This is a genomic window from Rhizobacter sp. P3_C12 (genome assembly GCF_056402735.1).
This window is the reverse complement of sequence record NZ_JBFUGW010000233.1, coordinates 1-9,997: the sequence shown is the minus strand read 5'-3', so window position 1 is coordinate 9,997 and position 9,997 is coordinate 1. Positions and strand designations below refer to the sequence as shown.

9 protein-coding genes are annotated in these 9,997 nt (G+C 69.6%); 8 read left to right on the top strand and 1 reads right to left on the bottom strand.

Annotated features, from left to right (window positions below):
• Nucleotides 1-285: 285 nt before the first annotated feature.
• The 4 genes from AC1DXV_RS26275 to AC1DXV_RS26260 all read left to right on the top strand — a co-directional run bounded on the left by AC1DXV_RS26275 (nt 286) and on the right by AC1DXV_RS26260 (nt 5,081).
• Nucleotides 286-2,109, top strand: coding sequence for a sensor histidine kinase (locus AC1DXV_RS26275; RefSeq protein ID WP_477936331.1), 1,824 nt, complete (start codon nt 286-288; stop codon nt 2,107-2,109).
• Nucleotides 2,106-3,491 (top strand): sigma-54-dependent transcriptional regulator, encoded by a 1,386-nt coding sequence (locus AC1DXV_RS26270; protein WP_477936329.1) that lies wholly within the window; start codon nt 2,106-2,108, stop codon nt 3,489-3,491. Before AC1DXV_RS26275 ends, AC1DXV_RS26270 begins: the two co-directional genes overlap by 4 nt.
• 176 nt (nt 3,492-3,667) lie before the next feature.
• Nucleotides 3,668-4,510 (top strand): alpha/beta fold hydrolase, encoded by an 843-nt coding sequence (locus AC1DXV_RS26265; protein ID WP_477936327.1) that lies wholly within the window; start codon nt 3,668-3,670, stop codon nt 4,508-4,510.
• A 76-nt stretch (nt 4,511-4,586) separates the two neighbouring features.
• Entirely contained in the window at nt 4,587-5,081 is a 495-nt protein-coding gene (locus AC1DXV_RS26260) for a GNAT family N-acetyltransferase (protein WP_477936325.1), read from the top strand.
• Between the two features lie 13 nt (nt 5,082-5,094).
• Here the strand turns inward: AC1DXV_RS26260 and AC1DXV_RS26255 are convergent, their stop codons facing one another.
• Nucleotides 5,095-5,253, bottom strand: a complete 159-nt coding sequence (locus tag AC1DXV_RS26255) for a hypothetical protein (protein WP_477872072.1) — start codon at nt 5,251-5,253, stop codon at nt 5,095-5,097.
• A gap of 548 nt (nt 5,254-5,801) precedes the next feature.
• Here AC1DXV_RS26255 and AC1DXV_RS26250 point away from each other — a divergent pair.
• From AC1DXV_RS26250 to AC1DXV_RS26235, 4 genes are all read left to right on the top strand, one after another.
• The gene (locus AC1DXV_RS26250) at nt 5,802-7,382 is read left to right on the top strand and encodes a DUF1800 domain-containing protein (RefSeq protein ID WP_477936323.1); all 1,581 of its coding nucleotides are present in this window, start codon (nt 5,802-5,804) and stop codon (nt 7,380-7,382) included.
• A gap of 154 nt (nt 7,383-7,536) precedes the next feature.
• Nucleotides 7,537-8,967: a DUF1501 domain-containing protein gene (locus AC1DXV_RS26245; protein WP_477936321.1), complete on the top strand. Its 1,431-nt coding sequence runs from the start codon at nt 7,537-7,539 to the stop codon at nt 8,965-8,967.
• A gap of 164 nt (nt 8,968-9,131) precedes the next feature.
• On the top strand, nt 9,132-9,479 hold the full coding sequence (locus tag AC1DXV_RS26240) for a hypothetical protein (RefSeq protein ID WP_477936319.1): 348 nt from the start codon (nt 9,132-9,134) through the stop codon (nt 9,477-9,479).
• A 77-nt stretch (nt 9,480-9,556) separates the two neighbouring features.
• Nucleotides 9,557-9,997, top strand: a 441-nt coding sequence (locus AC1DXV_RS26235; protein ID WP_477936317.1) for a hypothetical protein, incomplete at its 3' end; no start/stop codon positions are given.

The following is a 9,997-nucleotide window of genomic DNA, read 5'->3' as shown; positions in this document are numbered from 1 at the left end:
GGCCCAGCCGGCGGCGCCGACCAGCGCGGCCAGGTCGAGCGGCGCGGCGCGCGCGGGGGTGCGGCTCGGTGCAGAGGTGCGGCGCAGGCGGGTGGCAAGCAGGGCGGTGAGGGCAGTCATGGTGTTGTTCGAAGGTGGCTGACACAGCCTCTATCGCGAGAACCGGACCACCCCGTTCGTCGAACGCAAGCCGTTGATTTGATTGGGTTTTGTATTTCGATCTGCATACTTCGTATACAGTGCGCGAACCCCTCGTCGTCAACCTGGTTGACAGGTCACCCCTGCATGCTGATCCACGCCACCCTGGCCTTTGCGCTGTTCGAGACCCTGGCCCTGGCCGGCGTGCTGCTGTGGTGGGCCGACCGGGTCGCGGGGGCGCGCTTGCTGGCCGCCTTCCTGACCGGCATCGCGATCTGGATCACCGGCAATGAGCTGCCGAACTGGTTCGGCCACGAGGTCGAGCGCGCGAGCATGGCCCTGCTCGCGACCGCGCCGCTCACCTCGTCGTTCTTCTTCCACTTCTGCCTGGTGTTCTGCCGCGTCGAGATCGGCCGGGCCGGCGTCGCAGCCGCGTATGCGCTGGGGGCGGTGTCGACGCTCGCGGCCGAGATCCTGGTGCCGGGCCACCTGGTCGCGCACCGCGACATCGGCTGGATCGCCATCGCCAACCTGAGCGGCTGGATCGCCAGCATGGCGTGGGTGATCCTCGGCATCGGCGGCGTCTCGGTGCTGCTGCACACGCTGATGCGGGCGCGCCGGCCGGGTCGCGGTTGGCAATTCAGCCAGTACTTCAACCAGATCGCCTCCGTCACCGCCTCGTGCCTGTGGGGCATGCTGTGCCTCACCGGCTACGGCATCGCGGTGCTCGACTGGCCGGTGTACCCGTTCCCGCTGCTCGGGCTGCCGTTCTATCCGCTGATCCTCGTCTACGGCATCCTGCGCTACGGCGTGTTCGTCGCCAATGCCTGGGCGCGCCGCGCGCTGGTGTGGGCGCTGCTGCTGGCGCTGGGCGCGGCGATCGTCGCGGTGACGCCGCTGCTGCCGATCGAGTCGCGCTGGATCGGTGGCCTCGCGGTGGCGGCCAGCTGCCTCGCGCTGAACGGCCCGGTGCGGCGCTTCGCTGAGCGGCTGGTGTACCCGGGCGGCGAGGTGTCGGTGGCCGACCTGGGCGCCTGGCGGCTCGCGCTGCAATCGCCCGAGACGCCGCAGGCGCTGGCCGAGCGCGCCGCGGCCTTGCTGAGCCAGCGCATCGGCACGCGCGTGGAGGTGCATGTGGGCGAGCTGCCAGAGGCTCCTGCCTCTGCGCCTTCGCTGGTGTGCCTGGCGGGCCCTGCAGGCTGGACCACCACGCTGCACGGCTGGGAGGCCGCACCGCCCGGCCCGCGCCAGGTGGCCGAGCTGTTCGGCAGCGTCGTCGCCGAAGCGGCGGCCCGCGTCGAGCAGGCGCGCCAGATCGCCGAGCGCGAGCGCGAGCGGCAGTTGCAGGCGCGGCTCGCCGAGCTCGGCTCGCTGGCGGCCACGGTGGCGCACGACATCCGCAACCCGTTGAACATCATCTCGATGGCGGTGGCGATGGCACCCGCCGAGACCCGGCGCGAGGTGGCTGACCAGGTCGCGCGCATCTCGCACCTGACGCGCGACCTGCTCGATTACGCCAAGCCCTGGAAGCTCGTGACCGCGCCGATCGACCTGGCCGCGCACGTGCGCACCGCGGCGCGCCGGCTGCCGGCGCTGAGCCTCGGCCCGGGGCTGGACGGCGAGCTGATCGTCGAGGCCGATGCGCGGCGCGTCGACCAGGCGCTGACCAACCTGGTGGAGAACGCGCGCACCGCAGCTGCGGATGCGCAGCACGACGGCGCCGGCGTGCACATCGACGCCGAGACCACGGCCGATGCGCTGCTGCTGCACGTCTGCGACAACGGCCCGGGCGTGCCGGCCGAGGTGCGCGAGCGGCTGTTCGAGCCGTTCGCGTCGCGCAGCCCGGGCGGCACCGGGCTCGGCCTCGCGATYGTCGCGCGCGTGATGAACGCGCACGGCGGCAGCGTGGCGCTGACCGAGCGGGCGCCATGGCGGACGTGTTTCACATTGAGATTTCCGAGGACGACATGAGCGATACCGATGACACCGCGCCCGAGGCGGGGCGCGTGCTGCTGGTGGACGACGAGGCTGCGTTCCAGCGCCTCGGCGGCAGCTTCCTGCGCGGGTTGGGCCACGAGGTCACGCTGGCCGGCGACGGCGAGCAGGCGCTCGAGGCCTTCGCGCGGCAGCGGCCCGAGCTGGTGCTGCTGGATCTCGCGATGCCGCCGCACATGGACCCCGAGATCGGCCTGGAGCTGATCCCGCGCTTCGCCGGCGTGCCGGTCATCGTGCTGACGGGCCACGGCGAGCACGAGCTCGCGCTGCGCGCCACCGAGCTGGGGGCGTGGGATTTCCTCACCAAGCCGATCGACCCGGACATGCTGCGCTTCGTCGTCGCGCGGGCGCTGCGCAAGGCGCGGCTCGATGCCGAGATCGCCACGCTGCGCAGCACGCAGGCGACCGACGACCTCGGCATGGTGGGCCAGGCGCCGGCCACCGCGCAACTGCGGGCGATGGTGCGGCGCGTCGCGCAGACCGGCGTCAGCGTGCTGGTGCTGGGGCCCACTGGCACCGGCAAGGAGCTGGTGGCGCGCGCGCTGCATGCCTGCAGTGCGCGGCAGAACGGGCCGTTCGTCGCGATCCATTGCGGCGCGTTGTCGGCCGAGCTGCTCGAGAGCGAGCTGTTCGGCCACATGAAGGGCAGCTTCACCGGCGCGTACCGCGACCAGCCGGGGCTGGTGGAGGCGGCGCACGGCGGCACGCTGTTCCTCGACGAGGTCGGCGAGATGCCGCCGCCGATGCAGGTGAAGCTGTTGCGCTTCCTGCAGGAGGGCAGCTTCGTGCCGGTGGGTGGGCGGGTGCAGAAGAAGGCCGAGGCGCGCGTGGTGGCGGCCACGCACCGCGAGCTGGAGGCGATGGTGCGCGACGGCTCGTTCCGCGAGGACCTGTTCTACCGGCTGAAGGGCGTGGTGCTGCGCACGYCGTCGCTGGCCGAGCGGCCGGCCGACGTGCCGGTGCTCGCGACGCGCTTCCTGCACCGCGTGGCGCCGCGGGCCGGGCTGTCGGCGGGGGCGCTGGCCTGGCTCACCGCGCGCGAGTGGCCGGGCAACGTGCGCGAGCTGAAAGCGGTGGTCGAATCGGCCGGGGCCTTGCTGCTGCCGGACCAGCGCGAGGTCGATGCCGACCTGCTGCGGCTGGCCAGCGGCGACCCGGCCGAGGTGGCGAGCGCTTCGCACGTGCCGCCGGGCGGAGATGCGGCCGGCCCGCTGGACGCGGCGCTGACCGAGCTGGAACTGCGCCTGGTGCGCGACGCGATGACGGCGGTGGGCGGCAACCAGTCGGAGGCGGCGCGGCGGCTCGGGATCTCGCGCGTGGGCCTGATCAAGAAGCTGACGCGGCTCGGCTTGCGCTGAACGGGGAAGTGAGCCACGCACCGAGGGCGGTGGCGACGGCGTGGCGGCGCGCATCCCCCGTTTGGGAAATCGTTGCCACTGTCATCTGCCGGTGTTGCAATCAACGGCCGTCGCCCACGATCACGCTCTCCGTGATCGGCAGCCCCGGCACTCAACCCACAGGAAGGATCAACAAGATGAGCTCCCACACCCAAGGCAACAACACCATCACCACGAAGGACGGCGTCCAGATCTTCTACAAGGATTGGGGCACCGGCCAGCCGATCGTCTTCTCGCACGGCTGGCCGCTGAGTTCCGACGACTGGGACACGCAGATGCTGTACTTCCTCGCGAAGGGCTACCGCGTGATCGCCCATGACCGCCGGGGCCATGGCCGCTCGACGCAGACCTGGGACGGCAACGACATGGACCACTATGCCGACGACCTGGCCGCGCTGACCGAGAAGCTGGACCTGCGCCATGCCATCCACGTCGGCCACTCCACCGGCGGCGGCGAGGTGGCGCGCTACCTGGGCCGCCACGGCAGCAAGCGCGTGGCCAAGGCCGTGCTGATCGGCGCGGTGCCGCCGGTGATGCTGAAGAGCGAGAGCAACCCGCAAGGCCTGCCGATCGAGGTGTTCGACGGCATCCGCGCCGGCGTGGCCGGCAACCGGGCCGAGTTCTACCGCGACATCACGCTGCCGTTCTACGGCTACAACCGCCCGGACGCCAAGGTCTCCGAAGGCATCCGCCAGCACTGGTGGCTGCAGGGCATGGCCGGCGGCATCAAGGCCCACCACGACTGCGTGAAGGCCTTCTCCGAGACCGATTTCACCGAAGACCTGAAGAAGATCGACGTGCCGACGCTCGTGATGCACGGTGATGACGACCAGATCGTGCCGATCGCCGATTCGGCGCTGCTGGCGATCAAGCTGCTGAAGAAGGGCACGCTGAAGGTCTACCCGGGGCTGCCGCACGGCATGTGCACCACGCACCCGGAGGTGATCAATCCGGACCTGCTGGCGTTCTTCAAGGACTGATCTCCTCGGCCGGATGCCGGGCTGCCGCGCAGCCCGGCTACGATGACCTCTGCACAGCAGCTGCAGGGAGCCGGTCTTGCCGAGTGTTGAAATTGTTCCCATCGCGGAGTCCCACGCCAGCGGATTCCACGCCTGCCTCGATGCCGTGGCGCGCGAGAAGAAGTACCTTGCTCAAGTCGAGGCGCTCCCGCTCGCCCGGGTCGAAGCGTTCATCCGTGAGAGCGTTGCCGCGGACGCAGCGCAGTTCGTGGCGGTGGATGGGTCGGCCGTTGTCGGTTGGTGCGACATCTTCCCCGCCTGGGCTGCGGCCGTCAGCCATCGACGGACGGTGGGCATGGGCGTGCTGCCCGCCTATCGAGGCAAGGGACTGGGGCGGCGGCTTCTCTCGGCCTGCCTGGCCAAGGCGACAGCCCAGGGCATGACCCGCATCGAGCTTGAAGTGCGTGCCGACAACGAGCGCGCGATCAGGCTGTATGAAGGCCTGGGCTTCACGCGCGAGGCCGTCAAGCGCCACGGGATGCGGTTCGACGGCGCGTACTACGACTCGGTCGACATGGGCCTCGTCCTCTGAGGCCAGGAATCCCCTAGCGCCCGAACCCGAAGATCCACGCCAGCTTCTGCAGCGGGCTGCGCCCCAGGCGCACCAGCGACAGCGTCGGGTACGAGCTGCGCGCCTTCGGCATGCGGCGCTGCTGGACGAGGGGCATCCGGGTCGACACCGGGGAACGGGGGGCGAACTGCATGGCGGGCTCCGTGGGGCAGGGTGCGCACAGCATCGCGCGGATCACCGCGTACCGCCATCCTCCGTTCGCGCGGTTGCGGGTCGCCCTTTTGGGGGGTGACGGCGCGCAGCGGGCACCCTTCCTGCAGTGTCCGGGTGAGCGTTCGTCGACGCGGGATTGCGATCCCACAGCTTGACGAACAGGTCGCGAACTCTCGCGAATTGCCACTCTTGCCACAGGACGTTTCCATGTCCAGCGACACTTCCGATACCTACTCCCTCCTGCTGCCGATAGCTCGGCGCCGCGCTTCACTTGCGGTTGCAATTCTGTTCGCCGCCGTCGTTGCCGCTTGCGGCGGCAACGAAAGTGGAAACGGTTCCTCTTCCGGCGATCCGATAAGCGGAACGCCGCCGGCTCCGGCACCGAGCCCAGCGCCGGCACCAGCGCCGTCTCCTGCACCATCCCCCAGCCCGGCGCCCGCGCCGGCTCCTTCGCCGAGCCCGTCCCCGGCACCCGCCCCCAGTCCGGCACCGGCGCCTGCCCCCGCCCCGGCACCCGCCCCTGGCCCCATGTCCGCCCGCGACGCCGTGCGTCTCGCCGACCAGGCCACCTTCGGTCCGACCGAAGCGCTGGTCACGACGATCAAGGCGAAGGGCGCCACTGCCTGGGTCACCGAGCAGCTCGCGCTGAAGACCTCGCGCTACACCAGCGGCAAGGGCAGTGGCGAGTACCACCAGTACGTCGACCGGCCGGACTTCTGCACGCCGGCGATGGAGCCGAACTGCTTTCGCGACTACATCTCGACCGATCCGCTGATGTGGGATTTCTACCGCAACGCCGTCGGCCAGCCCGACCAGCTGCGCCAGCGCGTCACCTTCGCGTTCCAGCAGCTCTTTCCGCTGAACAACGCCGAAGTGCTGGGCACCTACGGCTTTCGCAACTACTACAACGCGATGCTCGACGGCGCCTTCGGCAACTACCGCGACCTGCTGAAGAAGATCACGCTGTCGCCGCTGATGGGCGATTTCCTGAACAACGCGAACAACGACAAGGGCGCGCCGAACGAGAACTTCGCGCGCGAGCTGCTGCAGCTGTTCAGCATCGGCACCTGCGAGCTGAACCTCGACGGCAGCCTGAAGGGCGGCAAGTGCCAGCCGACCTACAACAACGAGACGGTGCGCGCCTATGCCTTCGCGCTGACAGGCTGGACCTACCCGGCAGGCGGCGCGCACCCGAACGGCTGCTGGCCGACGGGCGCCAACTGCCGCTACTACAACGGCGACATGGTGCAGATCGACAAGTACCACGACAAGCAGGCGCRCAGCCTGCTCTCGAACGTCAAGCTGGCCGCCGGGCACAYGGCGCCGGTCGCGCTGGAGTCGGTGCTCGACAGCGTGATGGCGCACCCGAACATCGGCCCCTTCATCGGCCGGCAGCTGATCCAGCACCTGGTCAGCAGCAACCCGTCGCCGGCCTACGTGATGCGCGTCGCGACGGCGTTCAACAACGGCAAATACGCGAGCTTCGGCAGCGGCGTGCGCGGCGACCTGGCGGCCACGGCGGCGGCGGTGCTGCTCGATGCCGAGGCGCGCGGCGACACGGTGCCCGCGCAGGGCGGCAAGCTGCGCGAGCCGGTGCTGATGTTCACCGGCGTGCTGCGCGGGCTGAACGGCAGCACCGACGGCGAACCCTTCAACTGGTACTGGGGCGGCAACCTGCAGCAGCGGGTGTTCAACCCGCCGTCGATCTTCAGCGACTACCCGCCCGACTACCCGGTGGCCGGCACCAGTGGTCTGGTCGGCCCGGCCTTCGGCATCCACAACGCCAACACCGCGCTCGCGCGCATGAACTACCTGCTGTACCTGATCGACTGGGGCGGCAGCGGCGTCGATGCGTCGATCCCGGGCGCCACCGGCACCCAGGTGAACCTGGCCTCGTTCACCGATTCGGCCGACAACGCCGGCGTGCTGGTCGACCGCATCTCGATGGTCGCGCTCGGTYGGCTGCTGCCGAGCACGCCGCGCGCGTCGGTCGTGAAGGCCGTCGAGCGCTGGACGCAGGCCACCGACGGCAACAACTGGAAGACCAGCCGCGTCAAGCGCGCGGCCTACCTGGTCTACGCCTCTCCCGACTACCAGATCCAGAGATGACCCACCCCCCGAGGCGCTGCGCGCCTCCCCCTCAAGGGGGCGCCGCCAGCGGCCCGGCAAAGCCGGTTCCGCGGCGGCCGCTGGGCTTGGCCGAGTCATGCGTCGCAGGTGGCGCAAAACGTGAGCAACCGACATGAACTTCGAGACTGAACCGATGATCCTGATCAACCGGCGGCGCTGGCTCGCGCGTTCCGGCCTGGGCCTCGCGACCGCGCTGGGTGCCGGCACGCTCGGCAACCTGCTGGGCGCCAAGCCCGCGTATGCCGCCGACTACAAGGCGCTGCTGTGCATCTTCCTGTACGGCGGCAACGACGGCCTGAACACCGTTGTGCCGACCGATGCGGCGCGCTACAACCAGTACGCCGCGGTGCGCGCCAGGCTGGCGATCCCGAGCAACCGCCTGGTGCCGCTCGCCGGCATGACCTACGGGCTGCACCCGGCGCTGGCCGGCCTGCAGGCGGCGGCCGACGACGGCCACATCGCGCCGGTGTTCAACGTCGGCCCGCTGATCAAGCCGTTGACCAAGGCCGAGTTCCGCGCCGCGTCGTCCAGCGTCGGCGTGCTGCCCGATTCGCTGTACTCGCACTCCGACCAGCAGTACCTGTGGGAGAACGGCACCGGCGATTCGCTCGAGCCGACCGGCTGGGGCGGTCGCGCCTCGGACGCGCTGGTCACCGCGAACCCGGTGATCTCGCTGAGCGGCACGCCGCGCTTCGGCATCTCGCGCACGCACACGCCGCTGGTGCTGCCGAACACGCCGGGCGACACCTTCGGCGCCTACGAGATGCAGCCGGAAGACCTGAAGGTCGCGTGGAAGGCCGAACGCAAGGCGGCCATCGACGCGATGTACCTCGAGCAGCAGGAGCTCGCGCTCGCGAACGCCTACACGGCGATCCAGCGCGATGCCTTCAACGTGTCGGACCGGCTCTCGGGCCTGGTGAAGATCGTGCCGGGCGGCGCGGGCGCGACGGCCGCGATCGACACTGCCTTCGCACCGCTGATCTCGGGCGGCAAGATCGGCACCGGCCTCGGCCGCCAGCTGTACCAGATCGCGAAGCTGGTGTCGGGCAACGCGACGGTGCAGGGCAACCGGCAGATCTTCTTCGCGCAGATGAGCGCATTCGACACGCACGGCAACCAGGCCGTCGACGGCAGCCCGGCCGATGGCCAGCACGCACAACTGCTGAAGGAGCTGGGCGATGCGCTCGGCGCCTTCTACCGCGCGATGAAGGCGCTGGGCCTGGGCGAATCGGTGACGGCCTTCACGCAGAGCGATTTCGGGCGCACCTTCGTGCCGAACAACAGCATGGGCACCGACCACGCCTGGGGCAACCACCACATCGTGGTCGGTGGCGCGGTGAAGGGCGGGCGCGGCTACGGCAGCTACCCGGATCTCGCGCTCGGCGGGCCGAACGATGTCGGCGTCGACACCTGGGAGCAGCAGGGCCGCTGGATCCCCACCTCGTCGGTGGACCAGTACGCGGCGACGATGCTCGGCTGGTTCGGCGCGAGCGATGCACAGCTGCGCACGGTGCTGCCGAACCTGGCGAACTTCGGCAGCGCGACGAAGCTGGGGTTCGTGTGATGCCGAGGGATATTGTCAACAATCGTCAACGCGGGGTGATGGGCGGACGATGAGGCTTGTGGCGTTCGTCGGGTTCTCTTCCAATCCGACGAACGCGCCGTCGAAGCAGTCCCTTCAGAGTTGTGGCGACGCGGTCCGATCCACCGCTCTCCGGAATTCCGACGATGAAGACGACGACCCGCGCAGGGGTCATTGTTGTTGCGACCTGCCTGTTGAACGCCTCGCTTTGCCATGCAGAGCTTCCCCCACCGCCCATCTCGCCGACCCCGGTGAGGGCCTATGAATACGACGCCCAGGGAAACCGCACCAAGATCATCCGAGATCCGGATGGCCTGAAGCTGGAGACCAAGCTCAGCTACGACCCGCTGTATCGGGTGAAGACCCACACCGATCCGAAACAGGGGGTGACGCAGTTCCTGCACGACGGACGTGATCGACCGACGCAGGTCACCGACCCGAGGGTCTGGTCACGCGGTACCCGCGTGACGGCTTCGGCAACGCGACCCAGCTGATCAGCCCCGACACTGGCACGGCGAGTCAGACCTTCAATGAGATCGGCAACCTGACGACCCGCACCGACAGCCGCGGCGTGCTGGAGAGGTACACCTACGACCCGATGGACCGGCTGACGCAGCTGGTCTACAACCAGAGCGGGCAGCCCAGCCAGACGGTGAGCTGGGCCTATGACCTGAAGGGGCCGGACTACAGCTACAGCGCCAACCGGCTCAGCCGCACCGATCATCCCAACGGCTGGTCGCGATTCAAGTACGACCAGAGGGGACGGGTGCTCGAAGCGGTTCAATCCGTGAGCCCTGCCACGGACGCCAACAGCACCGCCATCGTCAGCACCACACGCTACGGCTACACGCTGGGCCGCCTGACCAACATCACCTACCCGTCGGGCCGCACCGTCGTACGCAGCTACACGAGCCGCAACGTGACCGCGATCGGTATGGCCCAGGACGCGAACGGCACGCCCACGCCGCTGCTCAGCGATATCAAGTGGGAACCGTTCGGTCCGGTGACGAGC

Excerpts from the sequence above, each read along its gene's own strand:
- AC1DXV_RS26240 (WP_477936319.1), top strand. The coding sequence starts at position 9,132 with ATGAAGACGACGACCCGCGCAGGGGTCATTGTTGTTGCGACCTGCCTG.
- AC1DXV_RS26255 (WP_477872072.1), bottom strand. The coding sequence starts at position 5,253 with ATGCAGTTCGCCCCCCGTTCCCCGGTGTCGACCCGGATGCCCCTCGTC.
- AC1DXV_RS26245 (WP_477936321.1), top strand. The coding sequence starts at position 7,537 with ATGATCCTGATCAACCGGCGGCGCTGGCTCGCGCGTTCCGGCCTGGGC.
- AC1DXV_RS26265 (WP_477936327.1), top strand. The coding sequence starts at position 3,668 with ATGAGCTCCCACACCCAAGGCAACAACACCATCACCACGAAGGACGGC.